The organism is Rhizobium sp. RCC_161_2 (assembly GCF_041355235.1).
Taxonomy (GTDB): domain Bacteria; phylum Pseudomonadota; class Alphaproteobacteria; order Rhizobiales; family Rhizobiaceae; genus Rhizobium.
The window spans coordinates 1-21,940 of record NZ_JBFUPL010000003.1; the positions used below are offsets into that span (position 1 = coordinate 1).

Consider the following 21,940-nt stretch of genomic DNA (forward strand, 5'->3'; position numbering starts at 1 on the left):
CGCATAGCAATCTCCTTTTCTGGAGATTGAATCACATACCAGCACCAACATGAACCCCGTTATGGGGACACGGCCTAGCTCATCTTCGCCGATTTCACGGTATTCTCTACCTTGATATTGGGCACCGTACGATGCAACTCCCTTGGCGAACCTTGCACTCTTGATTGCCTTCAATTCTTCATTGAGTGCTCGAAGGCTGTGAATAAGGGTGTCTCGCGTCATATTGGGCTCGTCCATCATCTGCATGGCCGCACCCGAGAGAATTATCGCTCTTTTCCTTGCCTCAGCAGCGGAAAGGGGACCGAGATTAACGCGGATCGGCGATTTTCCGAATTTTGATTCCACGCTAGCCGGTATGCGTTGCTGATAGGTGAATCCGTTATCACGTTTCCATAGGTACATTTAAAGCCTCTCAGTCTGGCTCGAAATGTGTACGGAACGGTGTAATTCATTGTGTACGGCGCAAATTTCGCCGAGAATATATCGTTTTATATCAATTACTTATGGTCATTGGTGGGCCCGGAGGGACTCGAACCCCCAACCAAGCGGTTATGAGCCGCCGGCTCTAACCATTGAGCTACAGGCCCGGCACGATGAAAAGTGATCGCGCATGCTGTTCCGGAGCAATGGTCCCCCGGAAGCCGATCTGGCTCTAACCCAATTCTTCTTTTCCCACAAGGGACTGCCGCAATACCTTCACAATCAATCAGCAAAAACGAATACTGAAAAAACACCAACCAAGGAACGAACCATGCCGATGACGAAAACCAGAGATTTCATTCTTGCTGCTCTGTTCAGTGCGACGCTTCTCGTGCCTGCCGCCCAGGCATTCGCCGAAGACGCCAAGCCGCGCGAGGCAATCATCACCGTCACCGGCGAAGGGCATTCGGCGATCGCGCCGGACATGGCAATCGTGACGCTCTCGGTCGTCAAGCAGGACGAGGCGGCCCAGGATGCGCTCGACCAGAACAACAAGGCGATGGGCGCCGTGCTCGCTACATTGAAGGACAGCGGGATTACCGAGCGCGACCTGCAGACCTCGGGCTTTTCGATCCAGCCGCAATATGTCTACTCTGGCGACAAGGACGGCCAGTCTCAGCCGCCGACGCTGACCGGCTATCAGGTCAACAATGGCCTGACAGTGCGCGTGCGTGATCTCTCCAAGCTCGGCACTCTTCTCGATCAGGTCGTCAAGCTCGGCATCAACCAGGGCGGTGATATCCAGTTCACCAACGACAAACCGGATGCTGCACTTCAGGAAGCCCGTAAGAATGCCGTGGCCGACGCAACAGCCAAGGCAAAGACGCTGAGCGACGCAGCGGGCGTTAAGCTCGGCCGCGTCATCTCGATCAGCGAGGGCGCCATCATGGCCCCGCCACAGCCTTACATGCGCCAAGCCATGGCCAAGGCGTCTGCCGATAGCTCTGTGCCGGTGGCAAGCGGCGAAAACACCTATAACGCGTCGGTGAGCATCACCTACGCGATCCAGCAATAGAGCAATTCCAGGAAAAGTGCGGCGCGGTTTTCCGTCGGAAATTGCATCAAACAATAGGCTAGAGCGGTCCACGCTCTAGCCAAAAACAAAACCGCCCTTCGCTCAAGTCCGATGGGACCGAGCAAAGGGCGGTTCGCGGCCCCCGCCGATAAAGCGAAAGCGTGAAATAGTGGGCGACAGACGCTAGACGCGTCCGTCAACCTTATTAGCGGCCGATCATTGGGCAACCACGAACATTGGCGAACATCATCGTATCCGGGCCACGGCGGGTGAAGCCGTCGACGATAACGCGGCGCGGCGTTACGTCAACCACGCGGGCACGGCGCAGGCCGTAGCTGCGGGCGACATCCATGGCTTCCCGCGGATCGCAGCCGCGACGACGATCGAAGCGCGGGTTGTCATAGTCCGGCGGTGGCGGCCGATGGCGACCAGGGCCGACATAGATGTCCAATCCCTGGGCGGAAGTTGTTTCAACCGTGCCCGACAGCGCAGTCACCGCGATAGCGGCGGCGACCCCCAACTTTGCCAGTAGTTTTTTCATTGTATCCTCCATGGAGTAAAAGGCTACTCTCTCATTGGCTTGCCGCATCTCCCGAGTGAGCGCCTGAGGAGTAACGGCCCGACACTGAACAAGTCCAGAATCAACCGCTCATGCCCTATTCAGGTACAACGAAGACAAACCCGATTCCAGAGGCAGATTCGCCGGAAGGCGGAAAAACAAAAACCGCCCGCCTTTCGGGAGGGCGACTTTGCTAAGCTTCGAATTGGATAGAAGCGACTGGAGCCCGCCCGTAAACGGTTACGCTACCCCTAGCCTTCCGATATTAGCGACGGATCAACGGGCAACCCGGCGCGTTGGCGAAGACGATGCGATCCGGGCCGCGGCGGCTAAAGCCGTCGACGACGACACGGCGCGGCGTGATGTTACCGATATGAGCGCGGCGCAGGCCCATGGCGCGGGCCTTCTGGACGGCCGCGATCGGCGAGCACGCGCGGCCGCGATGATGATCATAACGTGCCTGATGGACGCCGGCCGAAAAATCGTTGGCCGATGCAGTCGCCGCCGTGGCGGAGATGGCGCCGAGCGTGATGAGGGCTGCAATACCTGCCTTTGCAATGAGGCTGATCATGGGTGTTTCTCCTTCAAGTCCTTGGATCGTTGCAATCCCGAAATCCGGTCCCATCAAGTGGTCCGATGCCCTTGGGATTGAAAACACATTAGGTCAGCCAAGCTGAACCGAACGCGAACTGGCCATTCACAATGTATTCAGGAGCCTTAACAAAGGATTGACACCGATATCCACCGCCTCAGGCGGAAAGATGCAGCACGATATCGCGGCGATGCGGCCGGTCACGATGTTCGAAGAGATAAATGCCCTGCCAGGTGCCAAGCGCCAGCCGTCCATGCGTCACGGGAATGCCGATCGACACCTGCGTCAACGCCGCCTTGATATGCGCCGGCATATCGTCGGGGCCCTCGGTCGTATGCACGATCCATCGCATCGAGGGATCGGAGGATGGTGGCACGAGGCGACGGAAAAAGGCATTGAGATCGGTTTTCACATCCGGATCGGCATTCTCCTGGATCAGCAGGGAACAGGAGGTATGGCGAACAAAAACGGTCAGCAGCCCCTCGCCCATGCCTGAACTCGCCGCACGGACGAAGTCCGCCACCTGCTCCGTGAACTCGTAAAGTCCCTGGCCATGGGTGGATAGCGTAATGACGGTTTGCGGCATAGTCTCTTCCCGATACTGATGACGGTGGCGCACTTGAGGTCGGGCGCAACAGCCGGAAAGTCAAGCCCGCCCGGCCGCCGGCAGGTTAGATCTGCAGGAAGATATCGAAGCCGCCATAGATCATGCGTTTGCCATCGAAGGGCATGTTTTCCATCCCATCTTTCATTCGCGGATCAGCCATGACCTTTTCCAGAACGGCATCGCGATGCTGGCGGCTCTCATAGGTAATCCACGAAAAAATCACGAGTTCGTCCGCCGTGGCCAGGACGGCGCGTGGAAACGACGTCAGTTCCCCATAGGGCACGTCATCCCCGATCGCCTCGACGTAACTGAGCGCGCCATGCTCCATCCAGACCTCGCCAGCTGTGTGTGCCAGCGCCTTGTAGGCCTCGATCCTGTCTTTCGGCACGGCAAGAATAAAACCATCCACATAGGGCATATCGGTCTCCTCTGTTCTGTTCTCACTCGCAAAGGACGATCGATGATAGCGCGATCCGACATGGGATGCACTTTTCCATTCCGATTGCCCGGAGGTTATCAGTCGTATGCGACTGTTGCATCCTCTGACCCTGCGGATAAGCTTGGCATCACGGCTTCACCAACAATCAGCAACGGGAAATGGTTATGACGGTTGAATTCAGGACCGATCCCTATCCCGACAACGAAGCACTCAACGCTCTCTGCGCCGAGGCCTGGAATGAACCCGACACACGGGATTTCGCGCCGGTCCTGTCACGAAGCCTTGCTCATATTGGCGCCTTTGCCGGAGAGCGTCTGGTCGGCTTCGTCAATGTTGCCTGGGATGGCGGCATCCATGCCTTTATTCTCGACACCTGCGTCACCCCCGAATTCCGCCGGCGGGGAATAGCAAGCAGCCTTGTCGAAATAGCAACGAAGGTTGCACGCGAACGCGGCGCGGAGTGGCTGCATGTTGATTTCGAACCGCATCTTACCGGTTTCTATCGAAACCTGGGTTTTAGGGCGACCGCTGCAGGCTTGATCAGGCTACGCGATTGATGGCGATCGCTCTCTCAATCCACCTCGTTGGCCTGAGATATCAACCAATTGCGAAACAGCGCCGCCGACGGATTTTGTAGGGCATTGGGCGGATAGACCAGATTGTAGCTGACGGCCGCCGGCTGAACCTCCACGAAGCAACGCACCAGTCTTCCATCCGCAATATCTTCCGCAACAAGCGAGCTGCGCACCAGGGCGAAGCCGAGGCCGTCCCGACAGGCCCTGAGCATGTCCTCGAAGGTTTCGAACAATGGTCCGGCCTCCACCGCTTGGCCGATATCGAAACTCGCGACATCGCCATGATCGGGGTCCGTCACCTGCTCGTACCAGCGCTGCCAGTCCAGCACCGTATGCCGCATGCCGGCGTAGCGCAGCAACGGTGCGGCCCTTATGGCATTGCGCGGCGGCAATCGCTCGGACAGTCCCGAGGAGCTGACGACAAATTCCTCATCCGTCAGCAGCTCCTCCAGCACAAGCCCGACTTCGGCCCGCCCGAGCCAGATGGCGAGATCGACGCCACCAGCCCCGAAGTCCGGCCTCTGATAGCCGACAGCCATCTTCAACTCGATGTCGGGATAGCGCTGACAAAAATCCGGCAGCCGCGAGGCCAGCCATTGGCTCGAAAATTCCGGCGTCACCGACAATCCCAAGGTGCGGACCGACACACTTGCCCGTGCCTGATAGAGCGCTTTCTCCAAGTGAGAAACCGTTTCCGCGATTGACGGGTGCAAACGCGCGCCGAGCGGCGTCAGGCTTGCACCCGACCGGCCGCGATCGAAAAGCCTGCCGCCGATCCAGCCTTCAAGCTGCGAAAGCTGATGACTGATCGCGGTCTGCGTCAATCCCATCCGCTCGGCCGCGCGCCCGAAGCCACCGGTTTCGGCGACAGCGCAGAATGCCTGCAAGACGGTCAATGGCGGAAGCGGCCTCTTACCCATGAAAAACCTTCATGTATTATCGATGAAGGCTTCATTATACGCCGCAAATTTTCAAGCGCATACCTTTTGATCACAGAGTCAAAAGGTGCGTGAAAGATGAGAAATCTTCATGTAAATATTGGGCCGCTGGTCGTCCAAAAGCGGATCGATCGACTACTGCAGGCACTTCGATGCATGCGGAAATCTCGCTCCGAGGACAAAGCAGCACGCAAGAATGCCCTAGGCCTCAGCGAGCATCTCAAACGAGATACCGGGCTGGATCATATCCCGGATGACCAATGAGCATGCGGGACTAGCCGTCGCGTCGACGTAATCGACCGCGCCTCACCCATTGAGCGTCTTGACCTTGGTCAGATCCGGGAAGATCCGTGTCCAGAGCAGCACCACCGCAATCGTGCCGACACCGCCGATAATGCCGGTGAGTACAGGACCAAGCACACTGGCAAGCATGCCGGACTCGAATTCGCCGAGCTGGTTGGATGTGCCGATAAATAGCGAGTTCACCGCATTGACGCGGCCGCGCATGGTATCCGGCGTCAGGAGCTGCACCAGCGAGCTGCGCACGACGACGCTGACCGTATCGGATGCACCGACGACCAATAACGCCGCAACCGAGAGGATGATGTTGGTCGAGAGCGCGAAAACGACGGTCGCGACACCGAAGATGAAGACGGCGATCAACATCTTCTTGCCGACGTCGCTCTGCAGCGGCCGCCGCGCCAGCCAGATCGACATGACCAGCGCGCCGACGGCTGGCGCCGCGCGCAACAAGCCCAGCCCCCAGGGACCGGCATGCAGGATATCGCGGGCGAACATGGGCAATAGCGCCGTGGCGCCGCCGAGCAGAACCGCGAAGAGATCGAGCGAGATGGTGCCCATCATCACCGGCCGGCTCTTGATAAAAGAAACGCCGGCAAAGACCGAGCTCAGCGTCACCGGCTCGCGCGAGGATGGCTGCTGCCGCTCGACGCGGATGGAAATGACATTGATGCTCGCAATGACATACAGCACCGCAGACACGAGGAAAGGCGCGATGGGATTGAGGCCGTACAGCAGACCGCCGAGCGACGGACCGATGATGAAGGCCGTCTGCATCATCGAGGTCGAGGTGGCAATCGCGACCTGCAGCATCGAGGGCGGCACGATATTCGGCAGCAGCGCCGCCATCGTTGGACGCTCGAAGGCAGTGGCCGCCCCCATGACGGCAACGGCGGCGAGAATACCATGGGGACCGATCCAATGCTGCCAAACGGCAACGCCCAGCACCAGCGCCGTCAACGCCTCGATCAACTGACAGGCAAGGCCGATGCGCCGCCGATCGAACCGATCAGCCACATGCCCGACGATGAAGGTCAGGATCACCATCGGCAGGAACTGGCAGAAACCGACCAGACCAAGGTAGAAAGCGCTATGGGTCTGATCGTAGATCATCCAGCCCATGGCCACGGTGACGGACTGGAAGCCGATGGAGGAAAAGACGCGGGAGGCGGCGAAGGAACGGTATCCGGGATGACCGAGCGCGCTTGTCCGGTCTTGGCTCTGCAAGGTGTCCATGGGTCTTTCTTCGGTTCCGCGCACAGGGAACGGAACCATCTTCATGGGAAATATGAGATATTGAGTTGAGTTCCCTGCTCTGCCCGAACACAACAATTGTCAATCGCGTTTTTGTCTCGATCCGTCGTTTGCCGCAAAAAGACGTAAACCTAGAGATCAAAACGTGGTGAAGAGCGGCTGAGGAGCGCGGTCTTTGCCTTGACCTTCCATACAACAGCAAGCTCCGCAGCAATGGTCTCAATCAACTTCGGCACATCACGACCGGCCGCCTCATGCATTGCCTCGGCAACGATGAGTACCGATCGCGTATCCTCGCGAACAGCGGAAAGGCCGCTTTGCCGATTGGTCCAGCGCCGCGCATGCGCCCGATCGTTGCTATCGGCGAAAATCACTTCACGCGGCTCCGGATGCTCCGTCTCGCCGGAGAACGTCAGATAGGTCTCCCTACCGGTCGCATGCCTGACTTCGAGATCGCCCGAAATCTTCACGAGATCGAACACGGCGATGGGAATGGCAAACGCGATGGAGATGGCGTTGCAGAGATCGACCAGCGGATGCAGTTGCGGCAGCGAATTTTCCTGACGGAAACGACGAAGCAGCGCTTCGGAGGCACAGCGATATTGCGTCGGTTTCAGCCCCATCTTCGAGAAGGTGCGCCGCCAGGCCTGTATCTCCGGCATCTCGCCCTCCGAACCCGCCGCCAGCCGTTCCTCGGCAATGGCATGGAACCTTGCGACAGGATCAGTGACGTCTGCATCCGCCGTAATCCCTTCGACAAAGAGCACACCAGGGACTAGATCGGGGAATTCACTCCACATCTCGTTCGAATGGCGGAAATACATGGTTTTTCCTTCTGCGCGTTTCCGATTTGCCGCCGCAGAAGAGCCCGTCGTTATCGCCGGGTCTTGAACAAAATTGCATGGATCTAGCCCGCAGCTGCCGCATAGACGCCCGGCGACACGCCGAAATTACGCACGAAAAGGCGTGTCATGTGACTTTGATCGGCAAAGCCGCTGGCAAAGGCGGCCTCGGCCAGTGGCGTGCCCGTCGCGATCAACCGCCGCGCCTCATGAATTCGGCGCTGCAACAAATAGGCGTGAGGAGTGAGCCCCGTCGCCTTGGTGAATGCCCGCAGAAACTGAAAATGGCTGAGCCCGCAGGCGTCAGCGAGTTCGGCAAGCGTCAGAGGGGCGGAAGGATCGTCCTCGATCAGATCGCGAGCGCGATTAATAGCGGTGGGAATGCCAATATCGCGCGATGTCTGCTCTCCCTCGCCCATGACGACCGCGACGAGCGATAACAGCAGCCCGTCCTGCAATAGCACATCCTGCGGCTCTGAATTGCCGACCAGGAGCGAGAACAGCGTTTTGAAACACGCCGCCAGCTGGCTATTGCGGATGACGGGCGATGGAAACTCTGCGCCGCCAATCCTGCCCTCGCCGACATCGTTCAGCAGAGCGCCAATCACCGGCGGATCGAAATGAAGCATCGTCCAGGCCCGGCTTTCGCCGATGGGCATGCCGTCATGCACTTCATTCGGATTGAAACAGATGACATCTCCGGCCTCGGCCTGTACCAGTCCGCGCCCGCTGAGCGACGCATGCGCGCCGGATTCGATGACGCCGATGCCGAATTGGTCATGCGTATGCTTGGGAAAGGTATATCCCGTTTCGGCTTTCACGGCCCTGATGCCCGTGACGCGGGAGCGGAACATCCTGAACTGGCCGGTCTTCATGTGCCCCGCCCCTCAACCCTGCTGAAAGCTGTCGGCGAGGCATATGTCACGTCTCAGGCCTCTCCTGCGCGGTCGCCAATGCTGCCTGTGTATTGGCGGTAACGGCTGTGGGCAGAGGCGTGCCACGTTTGCGCTCGCGCGCCAGCGTCAGCAGACCGGAGAAAATGATGAGCGTGATGCCCAACGCCATCGGCAGGTCGATATCGTCGTTGAACAGAAGATAGCCGAAGCCGATCGCCCAGATCATCTGGCTATATTGAGGCGGAGCGACGAGGTTGGCCGGCACCATGCGCGCCGCAGTCATCAACAGCACGTTGCCGACTGCACCAAGCAGCCCATAGCTCGCCAGGAAAAGCCATTGCCAGGCCGTCGGCATCGACACCTCGGACAGCATCAGAAGGCCGCTGACGATGAGCGTGCCGAACAGGCCCGCGCCATAAAGCGAAATTCGCTTCTCCTTTGCCCCGAGCGCCCGATTGATGACGATCCCGATCGCAGCCGCCAGCCCACCGATCGCTGCGCAGAGGTGACCGATCGAAAGCTCGCGAAAACCCGGCCGCAGCACGATGAGCACGCCGATAAAACCGAGGATCACCGCCGTCCAGCGCTGCCAGCGCACGTCTTCCTTCAAGAAGACGACCGACAGAATGGTGACGAAGGATGGCAGCAGGAACAGCAGCGCAAACGCCTCTGCCATCGACAACTTGGTAAAGGCGACGATCGAGCATATGGCGCCGGTGGCACCGCAGGCAAAACGCAGTATCCACAGAGGACGGTTCGATGTTCTGACCATATCCACCCAGTCATCGTCGCGCCTCTTCAGGAACGGGACAGCGGCGAAGCCGAAAAGCGCGCCGATGAAGGCCACCTGATAGGACGGCAGCGTCCCATGTAGCATCTTGATCGACGCATCGCTGAAGGCAAAGACGGCATAGGACGCGAAGGCCACCAGGACACCGCGAAGCGTGGAATAGCCGGCGGCCAAGGATTTGGAATCGGCAGTGATCGATGTCATCGGATTGAGCAATGCAAAGGGAGGGAGACTGAATCGCCTGAGTACGGGCAATTGTATGATGAAATAGGCAGAATTTCGATTGGTGCCGAAATAAACTATTGTTTCAAAGCGATGGGGCGGGTGTTGTTCGGGGGATCAATATTCAGGCAAACGAAGCCTATCAAGTTGGCTTCTAGGAACGCGTCCCACAACCGCGTGTGAAAAAGCTGTCACCTTCAACGCGTCGGCATCGACCTGGCATGTGAATTTGACTTGCTGCCAGCCCTTGGGAGTTTGAACTGCTTGGCCGTTGCCGAAGGAACCGGTGTCCGAAACCATGGCCGGCGACAGCGCAGAATTGACGAAAGAAATCGCATTCAGGTCATGACCGAATTGCAACTTTTCCTCCGATTGGCAAAGATACGAAATGCGCTGGCGTCGCGGCAGCTTTTTCCAGGCATCGTAATCGCTTTTGGACAGTTTGGCCATTTCGCTGCCGGAATAGAGCTTCTTGGCCTGTGTCTGTTGCCCCTTCTGCGCGCCCGACTTGGCGTTAGCGGCTTGCTGTTGCGATTTGACATCGGGTTCGGTGACGAAGGACGTTCCGGTCGCCGGATTGCTATTATTGTCCGACGCAGCCAGCTCCTTTGACGGTGGCTGCGATTGAGGACCTGCAACGGTCGGCACTGCAATTTGCGGATCAACCTTGCTGTCGGCGGATGACGGCTGCTGTTGTGGATCGGGAGCGGCGGCATTCGCCTGCTTCGTCTCGAGATCAGATATCGCCGCCGCCTTCTCCTGCGTGTCCGTGCCATCCTGCTCCCTCGCCGGAGCTTCCGGCTGAGCCACTTGCGCGTCCGAAGGTTGGTCCGTCGTAAGCTGTTTCGGCTGCGGCATCGAGGCAGGGTCGCGTGAATTGGGGTCGGCTACCGGCGAAGCCGCCTTGGCCTGCTCGGTGGACGCAGGTGGGGTAGCCTGTGCTTGCTGCGGCTGCGGATCAGGATCCCTGGCCGACGATGCGGCATCGGCCTGCGCGGTCTGGGCATCAGAGTCCTTGGCGGCTGGCGACGCTGGGGCTTGGTCTTCGGCTTGGCCGTCGTTCGCAGCCGGTGCTTCATCTGCCTGAGCCGATGCATCCGCCTGCTGTGTGGTCGAGGGATCCTTCTCCTCCCCCTTCATGTCCGGAAGGGGTGTCTCCTCTGCCGGGGGCTGCTGTTCAGGTTTCGGCGTAGGTGTATTGGAGCTTGGGTTACTGGCGGGAGGCGCCGCCTTTTCAGCCTCAGCCTTATGCTGCTGATCCGACTGCGCCTTGGGATCGCCGGGCTTCTGTTCCGGCTGTTTTTGCGCTTCCGCCTGCTGCGCCTTCTCGTCCGGCTTGGGCGTGGGCGTCGGAACTTGGCCGGAAGCCTCCTTCGGCTTTGTCGCGTTCTCCTGCTGCTCCTGCGGCTGCGGCACAAGCTCCACGTTGACATTCTCTTCCGGCGCCGCCTGCGGCGGCATCATCAACGGCCGCAGCAGGAAAATGGCCGCCAGTATGACATGCAGAAGGATCGACAGGATAAAGCCCCGCCCGATCTTCTCATCCTGCTTTGTCGCGGCCTGTTCCATCGCTCAGCGAACGGCTCGCCGGGCAAAAGCAGCCGATGGGAAAACGCGTATCAATTTCATCGGAACCTTACCGAAAATGACAGATCGAGCGGCGACAGACACCCGACATATGGTGGGCAACAATGCGGCCCGAAAGAGGCAATTGCGAAAAGACAGATTGTCAGGCCCTAGGCGGCTTCGCAATGCCCGGAAAACACACCTGCGTGATTACCCAACAGCTACGCCGATACGCCCAGAGCTAAAAGAACTCGTCCAGCAGCCGATAGTAACCCATTTTTTCCGCATCCACCTCGGAGATCCCATAGGCCTCCAGAAAGGGCGCAACCAGCGCTTCACCAAAGTTATACACGATGCTGCCGCAGGCCAGCGTTATATCCTGATAACGGTCGGCGACGCCGAGACGGCCGCAATCGATGTAGCCGGCGAAACGGTGACCGCCGGCGACAAAGTTCGGCAGACAGGCATCGCCATGGGTGACGACGAGGTCCTCCGCTGCCGGCCTGCGCTCTTCGAGTTCGCGAAAAAGACTTTCCGCCGACCGCCCTAACCGCACCTCATCGAAATCAGTCTCCTCGACGTAACCGGCAAGCATGCGGGCTTTTGCGGCCGCCATCCTTGCTTCCAATCGATGATCGAACGGACAGGCCGCGATATCGACCGCATGCAGTCTTCGCAGCGCATCCGCGAGCATCCGCACGCGCTCCAAGGGCGATATCAAAGACGCACTGGCGAGGTCGGCGCCGCCAAGCGCATCCATCAGCAGCCATTCACGCTCGCCGCCGGCTTCATGAGCGACGACCGCTGGGCAAACAAGGCCCTGCGCACCAAGCCACCGAAGCCTTGCAACTTCACCCGCCAATTCACTGAACGGACTGGCGATTTCACTCTTGAGATAAAGAGGTGGCCGCCCCTCGGCTTCCAAACGAAAAACACTTGCCGAGGAGCGTCCGAGTTCGTCTGCCGCCCAGCGATAATCGGAGAGCAGATCTCGCAACCGTGCTGGCAGAGAGGTTTCGAGGGGATAAGGGATAGTTTTCACGTCATCAGAACCCATGTTGTAAAAATCAGCCACTCAATCTACATTAGACTAGAATTATAGTCAGGAACGGCAATGACAACGGTCAATCTTGCAGATGCGAAAGCTCATCTCAGTGAACTTGTAAACGAGGTTGCGGCGGGTAACACCGTACGTATTCTCCGGCACGGCAAGCCGGTAGCGCAGTTGACATCAGTCAAAACCGAGAAAAAGCCAATCGATATCAATTTCTTGCGCTCCGTTACGGATGGGATGTCTGTACAGGAAGACAGCGCTGGTGACTTCATGCGTGCCCTACGCGATAGCGAACGCTACTAATGTCCTATATCGATACCTCGGTGCTGATCTCCGCCCTTACAAGGGAAACAGCCACCGAACACGCGCAGGAATGGCTCGCAGCTCAAGAGAGCGCTCTCTATATCAGCGATTGGACGATCACTGAATTTTCCTCGGCGCTCTCCATGAAACTTCGAACCAGGCAAATATCGATCAATGAGCGCAACACCGCATTGGCCGCGTTCAATCACCTGATGGGTTCGAGTTTTGAAATCCTACCCGTCTCCCCCGGACATTTTCGCACAGCGGCACGGTTTTGCGAGCGTTCCGAACTTGGCTTGCGTGCAGGTGATGCATTGCATGTAGCTGTCGCCATGGAGCATGGAACGCAAATCGTTACATTTGACCGACGGCTGGCTGAAGCGGGAAATCTGCTCGGCGTAAATTGTGTTTGTTTTTAGCAAAAAACCCGGCTCGCATTCACGAACCGGGTTTTGATTTTGTAACGGCAGAAACCGCTTAGCTGTCGAGGAACGAGCGCAGCTTGCGGCTGCGGCTCGGATGCTTCAGCTTGCGCAGCGCCTTGGCTTCGATCTGGCGGATACGTTCGCGGGTGACCGAGAACTGCTGTCCGACTTCTTCGAGCGTGTGGTCCGTGTTCATGCCGATGCCGAAGCGCATGCGCAGCACGCGTTCTTCACGCGGCGTCAGCGAGGCCAGCACGCGGGTCGTCGTCTCGCGTAGGTTCGCCTGGATGGCGGCGTCGATCGGCAGCAGCGCATTCTTGTCCTCGATGAAGTCGCCGAGATGCGAATCTTCTTCGTCACCGACAGGCGTTTCGAGCGAGATCGGCTCCTTGGCGATCTTCAGCACCTTGCGCACTTTTTCGAGCGGCATGGCGAGCTTTTCAGCCAGTTCTTCCGGCGTCGGCTCGCGGCCGATTTCGTGCAGCATCTGGCGCGACGTGCGAACGATCTTGTTGATCGTTTCGATCATGTGCACCGGAATACGGATCGTGCGGGCCTGGTCGGCGATCGAACGGGTGATCGCCTGCCTGATCCACCAGGTCGCGTAGGTCGAGAACTTGTAGCCACGGCGATATTCGAACTTATCGACCGCCTTCATCAGGCCGATATTGCCTTCCTGAATGAGATCGAGGAACTGAAGACCGCGGTTGGTGTATTTCTTCGCGATGGAGATGACGAGGCGCAGGTTCGCTTCGACCATTTCCTTCTTGGCAATGCGCGCTTCGCGCTCACCCTTCTGCACCATATGCACGATGCGGCGGAATTCCGAGATGGAGATGCCGGTTTCGGTCGCAAGGTTCTGAATTTCCTGGCGAATGTCGCGGATCGTGGTGTTTTCGCTCTTGGCGAATTCCTTCCAGCCGCGCGCGGCCAGATTGCCGATCGACTTCATCCAGTTCGGGTCGAGCTCGGCGCCCTGATACTGTTCAAGGAACGAATCGCGCTTGACGCCATAGGATTCGGCAAGACGCAGCAGCCGGCCTTCGTTCTGCACGAGGCGCTTGTTGATGTCGTAAAGCTGCTCGACGAGAGCGTCGATGCGGTTCTGGTTCAGGGACAGAGACTTGACCGACTTGACCAGCTCGTCCTTGAGCTCCTTGTAGCGGCGCTCCTGCGCCGACGACAGCGTGCCCGATGCAGACAGACGCTGCTCGACCTGCTGGTCCTGCAGCTTGCGCAGCTTCTTGTAGGTCTCGGCAATCGTGTCGAGCGTCGTCATCACCTGCGGGCGAAGCTCGGCTTCCATCGCGGCGAGCGAGAGGCTGGATTCGTCCTCGTCTTCTTCTTCTTCCTCGCCCGGCAAGCCTTCGCCGCCGACATCGGTGATGTCGTCATCGCCGGAAGGCGAACGGCCGCGACGGGCCTTTTCCTTCTCTTCGGCGGCCTTGCGATCCGCCTCGATCTTTTCCGGGCTCTGGAACTGCGGCGCAGCCTTGGCTTCCGGGCCGGAATAGGTGGTTTCGAGATCGATGATCTCGCGCAGCAGCGTCGTGCCTTCGTTGAGTTCGTCGCGCCAGATGATCAGCGCCTGGAACGTCAGCGGGCTTTCGCAGAGGCCACCGATCATGGTCTCGCGGCCAGCCTCGATGCGCTTCGCGATCGCGATTTCGCCTTCGCGCGACAGTAGTTCGACCGAACCCATTTCGCGCAGGTACATACGCACCGGATCGTCCGTGCGGTCGGTCGGCTCTTTCTTCTTGGCGGTAGCAAGCGCCGAACCGGTAGAAGGTGCGAGTTCGCCGCCTTCCCCATTGTCGTCGTCGCTGGAATCGTCGTCGTCGCTGCTGGTTGCAGCGCCCGCCTCTTCGACATCCTCGTCTTCAATAACGTTGATGCCCATATCGGAGAGCATCGCCATCGTATCTTCGATCTGTTCGGACGTCACTTCTTCGGACGGCAGGACGGCGTTAAGCTCGTCCATCGTCACGTAGCCGCGTTTCTTCGCGGCCTTGATCATCTTCTTGACCGCGTCGTCGGAAAGATCGAGAAGCGGGCCATCGGAGGTGCCGTCGCGTTCGACTTCAGCTTCTTCGTTCTCTTTGACCTTGGTTGCCATCTCTATATCGTCGCTTTCCCTGACGCTTAAAACTTATACGCGGTGAATGACCGCTCTGGCCCGGCGCGCCGCGCGCCAGCCCCGAATCACCGACAAAGACCTAACGGAATGACCTTTAATGCCTGCTTAACCACGATCGCCGGCATCGGACAGCAAAGCTGGATTGCGTTTGGATTTCCGGCCATGGTATAAATGATCCGCCTGATCCAGTTTACCGTTTTTCCGAGGACAAACGGTGATTCCTATAATTTTTGCTCTCGTCAAGCTTTTCCAACAAAAAAGCCTGTTAAAATCGTGAAAAAGCCTTATCCACAGGCTCAGCACGCCGGAAACAATTGTTTCCCGTATTTAGGAAGTCCCCGCGCGATGACAAGAGCAGCCTTGTCAAACGCCTGTATTTCCGCAGTTTGCGGGCTATACTGATGCGATCAAGCCACAAATATGCTCAAAACCAGTCCATTACCACCTTGCCGGAGTTGCCGGAACGCATCGCCTCGAACCCATCGCGGAAATCATCGATGCCGATGCGGTGGGTAATGACCGGCGAGACGTCGAGTCCCCCCTGAACGAAGGCGATCATCTTATACCAGGTCTCGAACATTTCGCGGCCATAGATGCCCTTCAGGTTCAGCATCTTAAAGATAACCTTGTTCCAGTCGATCTCGAAGCCGGCCGGCGCGATGCCGAGAATGGCGATCTTGCCGCCATTGTTCATCTTGTCGATCATGTCGCGGAATGCGGGCGCCGCACCCGACATTTCCAGACCGACGTCGAAGCCCTCGGTCATGCCGATGGACTTCATGACATCGGCAAGATTTTCCTTTGAGGCGTCAACGACGTGGTCGATGCCGAGCTTGCGGGCAAGCGCCAGACGGTTCGGATTGATATCGGTGATGACCACCTTGCGCGCGCCGGAGCGCTTGGCGACCATGGCACCCATGATGCCGATCGGCCCGGCACCGGTGACCAACACGTCCTCGCCCACCAGATCGAAAGAAAGTGCCGTGTGCACGGCATTGCCGAAGGGATCGAAGATCGCCGCCACCTCATCCGGAATGTCGTCAGGGATCGGCACGACATTGGATTCCGGGATACAGACGAATTCGCCGAAGGAGCCGGGGCGATTGACGCCGACGCCGAGCGTATTGCGGCAAAGATGCCCCCTGCCCGCCCGGCAATTGCGACATTTGCCGCAGACGATGTGTCCTTCACCGGAAACACGCTCGCCCACATGATATTTCGTCACCGCCGAACCGATCTCGGCAATCTCGCCGCAAAACTCATGGCCGACGACCATCGGCACAGGGATGGTCCTTTGCGCCCATTGGTCCCAGTTCCAAATATGCACATCGGTGCCGCAGATCGCAGACTTCCTGACCCGAATCAGCACATCGTTCGGCCCGACTTCGGGAACGGGAACATTTTCCATCCACAGCCCGACTTCAGGCTTTGATTTGACCAGCGCCTTCATCATGTTCGACATGATCTGTCGTCTCCAACCGATTCAAATGATTCCGAGTTCCCGTCCCGCCTCGGCGAAAGCGGCTATCGCGCGCTCGACGTCGGCCTTCGAATGCGCCGCCGACATCTGCGTGCGGATACGCGCCTGTCCCTTCGGCACCACGGGGAAGGAGAAGCCGATAACGTAGACGCCCTTTTTCAGCATCAGCGCCGCCATCTCCTGCGCCACCTTGGCGTCGCCGAGCATGACGGGAATGATCGGATGATCGGCGCCGGCAAGCGTAAAACCGAGCTTGGTCATTTCGCTGCGGAACAACTCGGCATTGCCACGCAGACGTTCACGAAGAGCGTCACCGTTGTCGATGAGATCGAAGACCTTCAGCGAGGCGGCTGCGATGACCGGCGCCAGCGTATTGGAGAAGAGATACGGCCGCGAGCGCTGCCGCAGCCACTCGACGATCTCTGCTTTCGCCGCGGTATAACCGCCTGATGCGCCGCCTAGCGCCTTGCCGAGCGTGCCGGTAATGATGTCGATCCGGCCCTCGACGCTGCAATACTCCGCCGAGCCGCGACCGTGATCGCCGACAAAGCCCACCGCATGGCTGTCATCGACCATGACCATGGCGCCATATTTCTCGGCGAGATCGCAAACACCGCCAAGATTGGCGATGATGCCGTCCATGGAGAAGACGCCGTCGGTGGCGATCAGCTTGAAGCGACTACCCTCAGCCTTCTTCAGCTCTTCCTCCAACGCCGCCATGTCATTATTGGCATAGCGGAAGCGCTTCGCCTTGGAGAGGCGTACGCCATCGATGATCGAGGCATGATTGAGCGCATCGGAGATAATCGCATCCTCCTCCGACAACAGCGTCTCGAACAGCCCGCCATTGGCGTCAAAGCACGAGGAGTAGAGGATCGTGTCCTCCATGCCGAGGAAAGACGATATCCGCGCCTCCAGCTGCTTGTGCTCCTCCTGCGTGCCGCAGATGAAGCGCACCGAGGCCATGCCATAGCCGTAACGATCGAGTGCCGTCTTCGCCGCCTCCGCCAACTCGTCATTATCGGCGAGGCCGAGATAGTTGTTGGCGCAGAAATTCAACACCCGCGCACCGCCCGCAACAGCAATCTCTCCGGCTTGCTTGGAGGTGATGACGCGTTCGGACTTATAGAGCCCCGCATCTTTCAGGCCGGCGATTTCGGATTTGAGGTGAGAGATGAAGGCAGATGTCATGATGAACGTGCTTCCCGATTGTACCTGTCTCAGCTATCGCGAAGAATTAGCACATCGCCCCACGCCTTGTCGCGAATGCTGACGATAAGCCGTGTCGGTCCTGAGATAGTCTGCGGGCCGCGCGATGTCGCGAGAGCCTATTCAAACGTCTTGATAACCTTCAGGAACGCATCTCCATAGCGCTCCAGTTTCGCCTGCCCGACGCCCGAAATCCCCAGCAGGGCAGCGCGGCTCGTTGGCCGTTCCGTCGCAAAGGCAATCAGGGTCGTGTCCGGGAAAACGACATAGGGCGGCACGCCGAGTTCCTTGGCGATTTTCGTGCGTTCTGCCCTCAAAGCATCGAACAGCGGCTGTGCCTCGCCCGAGAGGCTCGACTGCCGCTTTTCCATCCGCGCAGCCTTCTTCGCCCCGCGCCTTGCTTCCGGCCGGTCCTTACGGAAGAAGACCTGACGCTCGTGCTTGAACACGGCTCTCGCCTCCGGTTCCAGCTTCATCGCGCCAAAGGCGGTGTGATCGACGCTGATAAAGCCGTTCGCCAGCAACTGTCGGAAGACGGATTGCCAGGTGCGGGCGGGAATATCCCTGCCGGCGCCGAAAACGGGCATATCGACATGGCCGAACCGCTCCGTCTTCTCGTTGACCGTACCCATCAGTACGTCGATGACATGGCCGGTGCCGAAGCGCTCGCCGGTGCGATAAACAGCGGCCAGCGCCTTGATTGCCGCTTCCGTTCCGTCCCAGGTCTCGACCGGCTTCAGGCAGGTATCGCAATTGCCGCAACCGCCGCCATGGGCCTCGCCGAAATGCGCCAGGATCGCCTGCCGCCGGCAGCCGGCCGTCTCGCAGATGGCAAGCAACGCATTGAGCTTGGCGCGTTCGACGCGCTTGATCTCATCCGCCGCGTTGCCCTCATCGATCATCCGCCCCCGCTGGATGACGTCGGCCATGCCGTAGGCCATCCAGACCTCGGACGGCAGTCCGTCGCGTCCGGCGCGGCCCGTCTCCTGGTAATAGGCCTCGATGGAGCCTGGCAGATCGAGATGGGCGACATAGCGCACATTCGGCTTATCGATACCCATGCCAAAGGCGACCGTCGCCACCAGGCAAAGATCCTCTTCCTTCAGAAACGCATCCTGATTGGCATCGCGAACCGAACGGTCCATGCCAGCATGATAGGCAAGCGCGCGAATGCCCTGCCCGTTCAGCCATTCCGCCGTATCCTCGACTTTGGCCCGCGACAGGCAATAGACAATGCCGCTATCACCGCGATGGCCGTCGAGAAAGCGCAGCAACTGCTGGCGCGGCTGATCGCGCTCGACAATCTCATAAGCGATATTCGGCCGGTCGAAGCTGGTGGTGAAGACTTGGGCGTTGTCGAGCCCCAGCCGCTCGATGATATCGTCGCGCGTATGCGGATCGGCGGTTGCCGTCAGTGCGATGCGCGGCACATTGGGAAAGAGTTCCGCAAGCTTGCCGAGGTCGCGATATTCCGGCCGGAAATCATGTCCCCATTGCGAGACGCAATGCGCCTCGTCGATCGCAAACAGGGCGATCTTCGCCCTGGCAATCATCTGCTGGAACCCATCGGTCAGGATGCGCTCAGGCGTGACATAGAGCATATCGAGCGTGCCGCTGGAGACTGCGCGATAGACGTCGCTGGCCTCCTCGCGCGACAGCGACGAATTCAGTGCCGCAGCCCGGATACCAAGCTGCTTCATCGCTTCGACCTGATCGCGCATCAAGGCGATCAGCGGCGAGACGACGATGCCGATGCCGTCGCGGCAAAGCGCCGGAATCTGAAAGCACAACGACTTGCCGGCCCCGGTCGGAAACAGCACCACCGCATCGCCACCGGCCACGACATGCTCGACCACCTGCTGCTGCTTGCCGCGAAAGGCGGAATAGCCGTACACTCGCTTGAGGATGTCGAGCGGCGCCATTCCGGAGCTGCGATCCGCAAACAGCGCATTGTCGGCGGAAAACCGCGGTTCCTGTCTATCCGGCTGTGACATCTATCCCCTACTTCCCTGCGGGTCCTTTGATCCGGCCGGAAAGCACCCCGAAGCCGTCGATAATCGCTTCCTGATTTTCCAGCCGCACGGCTTCGAGCTGCACTTCCTGCAAAGCGCGCATCAGTTGCTCGATGAGTTCACCGTCGCCCTCTTCCGTCGCTTCGGCAACGGCGCGCTCCAGCTCGATCTTATGCCAGCGCAGCGCCTTCGAGCGCTTGTGGAGCGCGAGCGCCTGGCGATAGCCTTCGCGCGCGTCTTCCATCGCCGCTTCCTCGGTCGCCGTCCAGAGGCGGGCATTGCGCACCTGCTGGTCCAGCGTCTTCAGCAAGGCGGCGAAACCCTGTTCTTCCAGCTGTTCGAGCAATCGCTCTCGGCTCAGCTGCTGAGCCGGTATGGTCGCGGCAGCACCGAGCATGGCAGACCATAGGCGCTGCAATTCGCGGCTCTCGTAGTCGATCGCGGCGATCTCGTCATATTCGTCCTGCAACAGCAGCGGATGATTGACGATGGTCACCGCCAGCACGCTTTCGCGCAGGCCTGGAATATCATGATGGCCCTTGATCATGCCCGAGCGCATCAAACGATCCGTCGCCTTCGTGCTGACGGCCGCCGGACGATCGCGGCCCTGTCCGCCACGACCACCGAAAGAACGACTGTTTCCGTCGCGGGAAAAGCCGCGCCCCTGCTGATTGTCGTTGCGCCGGAACTGCGGCTGGAACAGGCCGTTCAACCGGTCGCGAATATCCTGCTGGTAATGACGGCGGACATTCTCATCGGCGATGACCGAAACCATGTGCTTCAGCCGCGCTTCAAGTTCGGCACGCGCCTCCGGGGTATCGAAAGTGCCGTTGCTGGTTTCGCGGCTCCAGATCATCTCCGCCAGCGGCTTTGCCTGCGCCAGCACCTTATCGAAGGGCGCGCGGCCATCGTGGCGGACGAGATCGTCCGGATCCTTGCCGTCTGGCAAAAGCGCGAAACGAACCGTGCGGCCGGGCTTGATATGCGGCAGCGCCAGATCGGCGGCACGATTGGCGGCGCGGATACCAGCGCCGTCGCCATCGAAGCAGAGCATCGGCTGCGGCGTCATCTTCCAAAGGAGTTCAAGCTGGCTCTCCGTCAGCGCCGTGCCGAGCGGTGCTACGGCATTCTCGACGCCGGCCTGATGCAGCGCGATCACATCCATATAGCCTTCGACGGCGATGATCGTCCCTGAACCATCATTCCCCTGGGCGGCCCGCCGCGCACGGGTGAAATTGTAGAGCACGTTACCCTTGTGAAAGAGCTCGGTCTCGTTGGAATTGAGATATTTCGCAGGAGCATCCGGCAACATCGCCCGGCCACCGAAGGCGATGACCTTTTCGCGGGAAGACAGAATCGGGAACATGATGCGGTCACGGAAGCGATCGTAGGAGACCGGGATATCCGGACCATGCACCACCAAACCGCAGGCTTCGATCTGCTCTTTGGCAACATCCTTGCCGGACAGAAATTCCTTCAGCGCATTGCGGCTATCCGGCGAGTAACCCAGACGGAAGGTGTCGATGGTGCGACCAGTCAGCCCGCGATCGCGCAGATAGGCACGCGCCCTCGCCCCGTTTGCCGTTTGTAGCTGATCCTGAAAGAACTGCGTCGCCATCTCCATGACGTCGAGCAGCGAGGTGCGTTCCTTTTCGCGCTTCGCTTCCATGGGATCGGCAATCGGCATGGGAACGCCGGCCATGTCGGCGATCTGCTGTACGGCTTCAGGAAAACTCAAGCCCTCCAGCTCCGTCAGGAAACGGAAATGATCGCCGGTGACGCCGCAGCCGAAGCAATGGTAACGGCCCTTGCGGTCCTCGCAATGGAAGCTCGGCGACTTTTCGCCGTGGAATGGGCAGCACGCCCAATAATCGCCGCGCGGCACATTGGTCTTGCGCCGATCCCACGTCACACGACGGCCGATCACGTCCGAAATAGGGACGCGGTCGCGAATCTCATCGAGAAACGTATTGGAAAATCGCATAATTACCTCTGGCTTGCCCCCTTATAAGCAGGAACAACGCGCATTGCCATGAGAACCCTTCACCACACCCGCTATTCACAGCCCTTGCGGAGAGGCCGAAATTCAACCAATCCGATCACAAGACCGTGATTGCAGCGGCATTGTTAACGTTCCCGCGCCCAACCGAAAAGCGATTTTGACATCATCGACGACAGAAACGGCGGCGACTCCCTACGACCTTTATACGCGTCTGGAATGCAGCGTCTCCGCGCAAGAAAAACG

The 21,940-nt window shown here is 59.1% G+C and carries 22 protein-coding genes, 1 tRNA gene and 1 pseudogene; 5 read left to right on the forward strand and 19 right to left on the reverse strand.

Annotated elements, in window-relative coordinates; genetic code table 11:
- A partial coding sequence (locus AB6803_RS07820; RefSeq protein ID WP_371108352.1) for a DUF6538 domain-containing protein occupies window positions 1-402 on the reverse strand: 402 nt, incomplete at its 3' end.
- Window positions 403-511: 109 nt separating this feature from the next.
- A tRNA-Ile gene (locus tag AB6803_RS07825) sits at window positions 512-587 on the reverse strand.
- Window positions 588-751: 164 nt separating this feature from the next.
- Between AB6803_RS07825 and AB6803_RS07830 the strand changes: the two genes are divergently transcribed.
- Window positions 752-1,495, forward strand: a complete 744-nt coding sequence (locus AB6803_RS07830) for an SIMPL domain-containing protein (protein WP_371108353.1) — start codon at window positions 752-754, stop codon at window positions 1,493-1,495.
- 205 nt (window positions 1,496-1,700) lie between these two features.
- Here the strand turns inward: AB6803_RS07830 and AB6803_RS07835 are convergent, their stop codons facing one another.
- From AB6803_RS07835 to AB6803_RS07850, 4 genes are all read right to left on the reverse strand, one after another.
- Window positions 1,701-2,036: a hypothetical protein gene (locus AB6803_RS07835; protein ID WP_012651887.1), complete on the reverse strand. Its 336-nt coding sequence runs from the start codon at window positions 2,034-2,036 to the stop codon at window positions 1,701-1,703.
- 283 nt (window positions 2,037-2,319) lie between these two features.
- Window positions 2,320-2,625 (reverse strand): hypothetical protein, encoded by a 306-nt coding sequence (locus AB6803_RS07840; protein ID WP_371108354.1) that lies wholly within the window; start codon window positions 2,623-2,625, stop codon window positions 2,320-2,322.
- Between the two features lie 178 nt (window positions 2,626-2,803).
- Window positions 2,804-3,232 carry a secondary thiamine-phosphate synthase enzyme YjbQ gene (locus tag AB6803_RS07845; RefSeq protein ID WP_371108355.1) on the reverse strand — a complete coding sequence of 143 codons (429 nt, stop codon included), beginning with the start codon at window positions 3,230-3,232 and terminating at the stop codon, window positions 2,804-2,806.
- An 85-nt stretch (window positions 3,233-3,317) separates the two neighbouring features.
- Entirely contained in the window at window positions 3,318-3,671 is a 354-nt protein-coding gene (locus tag AB6803_RS07850; RefSeq protein ID WP_174161355.1) for a DUF1428 domain-containing protein, read from the reverse strand.
- A gap of 185 nt (window positions 3,672-3,856) precedes the next feature.
- Here AB6803_RS07850 and AB6803_RS07855 point away from each other — a divergent pair, with 185 nt between their 5' ends.
- Entirely contained in the window at window positions 3,857-4,249 is a 393-nt protein-coding gene (locus AB6803_RS07855; RefSeq protein WP_371108356.1) for a GNAT family N-acetyltransferase, read from the forward strand.
- A gap of 14 nt (window positions 4,250-4,263) precedes the next feature.
- On the opposite strand, the gene AB6803_RS07860 is transcribed toward AB6803_RS07855, so the two are convergent.
- From AB6803_RS07860 to AB6803_RS07880, 5 genes and pseudogenes are all read right to left on the reverse strand, one after another.
- The gene (locus AB6803_RS07860) at window positions 4,264-5,187 is read right to left on the reverse strand and encodes a LysR substrate-binding domain-containing protein (RefSeq protein WP_371108357.1); all 924 of its coding nucleotides are present in this window, start codon (window positions 5,185-5,187) and stop codon (window positions 4,264-4,266) included.
- Between the two features lie 324 nt (window positions 5,188-5,511).
- On the reverse strand, window positions 5,512-6,741 hold the full coding sequence (locus AB6803_RS07865) for an MFS transporter (protein WP_371108358.1): 1,230 nt from the start codon (window positions 6,739-6,741) through the stop codon (window positions 5,512-5,514).
- 149 nt (window positions 6,742-6,890) lie between these two features.
- Window positions 6,891-7,583: a B3/4 domain-containing protein gene (locus tag AB6803_RS07870; RefSeq protein WP_371108359.1), complete on the reverse strand. Its 693-nt coding sequence runs from the start codon at window positions 7,581-7,583 to the stop codon at window positions 6,891-6,893.
- Between the two features lie 83 nt (window positions 7,584-7,666).
- The gene (locus AB6803_RS07875) at window positions 7,667-8,020 is read right to left on the reverse strand and encodes a helix-turn-helix domain-containing protein (RefSeq protein ID WP_371108993.1); all 354 of its coding nucleotides are present in this window, start codon (window positions 8,018-8,020) and stop codon (window positions 7,667-7,669) included.
- A gap of 24 nt (window positions 8,021-8,044) precedes the next feature.
- Window positions 8,045-8,398, reverse strand: a pseudogene (locus tag AB6803_RS07880) (AraC family ligand binding domain-containing protein); the annotation flags it as partial.
- Between AB6803_RS07880 and AB6803_RS07885 the strand changes: the two are divergent.
- Window positions 8,331-8,501 (forward strand): hypothetical protein, encoded by a 171-nt coding sequence (locus tag AB6803_RS07885; protein ID WP_371108994.1) that lies wholly within the window; start codon window positions 8,331-8,333, stop codon window positions 8,499-8,501. The pseudogene AB6803_RS07880 and the gene AB6803_RS07885 sit on opposite strands and share 68 nt — an antisense overlap.
- A 21-nt stretch (window positions 8,502-8,522) precedes the next feature.
- Here the strand turns inward: AB6803_RS07885 and AB6803_RS07890 are convergent, their stop codons facing one another.
- The 3 genes from AB6803_RS07890 to AB6803_RS07900 all read right to left on the reverse strand — a co-directional run bounded on the left by AB6803_RS07890 (window position 8,523) and on the right by AB6803_RS07900 (window position 12,117).
- Window positions 8,523-9,491 (reverse strand): DMT family transporter, encoded by a 969-nt coding sequence (locus AB6803_RS07890; RefSeq protein WP_371108360.1) that lies wholly within the window; start codon window positions 9,489-9,491, stop codon window positions 8,523-8,525.
- Window positions 9,492-9,626: 135 nt separating this feature from the next.
- On the reverse strand, window positions 9,627-11,078 hold the full coding sequence (locus AB6803_RS07895) for a DUF930 domain-containing protein (protein ID WP_371108361.1): 1,452 nt from the start codon (window positions 11,076-11,078) through the stop codon (window positions 9,627-9,629).
- A 238-nt stretch (window positions 11,079-11,316) separates the two neighbouring features.
- A complete protein-coding gene (locus tag AB6803_RS07900) occupies window positions 11,317-12,117 on the reverse strand; it encodes an APH(3')-II family aminoglycoside O-phosphotransferase (RefSeq protein ID WP_371108362.1) in 801 nt (266 codons plus the stop codon).
- A gap of 72 nt (window positions 12,118-12,189) precedes the next feature.
- Between AB6803_RS07900 and AB6803_RS07905 the strand changes: the two genes are divergently transcribed.
- The gene (locus AB6803_RS07905) at window positions 12,190-12,432 is read left to right on the forward strand and encodes a type II toxin-antitoxin system Phd/YefM family antitoxin (protein WP_371108363.1); all 243 of its coding nucleotides are present in this window, start codon (window positions 12,190-12,192) and stop codon (window positions 12,430-12,432) included.
- The gene (locus AB6803_RS07910; RefSeq protein ID WP_371108364.1) at window positions 12,432-12,851 is read left to right on the forward strand and encodes a type II toxin-antitoxin system VapC family toxin; all 420 of its coding nucleotides are present in this window, start codon (window positions 12,432-12,434) and stop codon (window positions 12,849-12,851) included. The genes AB6803_RS07905 and AB6803_RS07910 overlap by 1 nt, the downstream gene beginning before the upstream one ends.
- A gap of 58 nt (window positions 12,852-12,909) precedes the next feature.
- Here the strand turns inward: AB6803_RS07910 and rpoD are convergent, their stop codons facing one another.
- From rpoD to dnaG, 5 genes are all read right to left on the reverse strand, one after another.
- On the reverse strand, window positions 12,910-14,973 hold the full coding sequence (rpoD, locus tag AB6803_RS07915; RefSeq protein ID WP_007701617.1) for an RNA polymerase sigma factor RpoD: 2,064 nt from the start codon (window positions 14,971-14,973) through the stop codon (window positions 12,910-12,912).
- A gap of 445 nt (window positions 14,974-15,418) precedes the next feature.
- Window positions 15,419-16,456 carry an L-threonine 3-dehydrogenase gene (gene tdh, locus AB6803_RS07920; RefSeq protein ID WP_371108365.1) on the reverse strand — a complete coding sequence of 346 codons (1,038 nt, stop codon included), beginning with the start codon at window positions 16,454-16,456 and terminating at the stop codon, window positions 15,419-15,421.
- A 21-nt stretch (window positions 16,457-16,477) separates the two neighbouring features.
- Window positions 16,478-17,665 (reverse strand): glycine C-acetyltransferase, encoded by a 1,188-nt coding sequence (locus AB6803_RS07925; RefSeq protein ID WP_371108366.1) that lies wholly within the window; start codon window positions 17,663-17,665, stop codon window positions 16,478-16,480.
- A gap of 137 nt (window positions 17,666-17,802) precedes the next feature.
- Complete coding sequence (recQ, locus tag AB6803_RS07930; protein ID WP_371108367.1) at window positions 17,803-19,677, reverse strand: DNA helicase RecQ; 1,875 nt, start codon at window positions 19,675-19,677, stop codon at window positions 17,803-17,805.
- Between the two features lie 7 nt (window positions 19,678-19,684).
- A complete protein-coding gene (gene dnaG, locus AB6803_RS07935) occupies window positions 19,685-21,679 on the reverse strand; it encodes a DNA primase (protein WP_371108368.1) in 1,995 nt (664 codons plus the stop codon).
- Window positions 21,680-21,940: the final 261 nt, after the last annotated feature.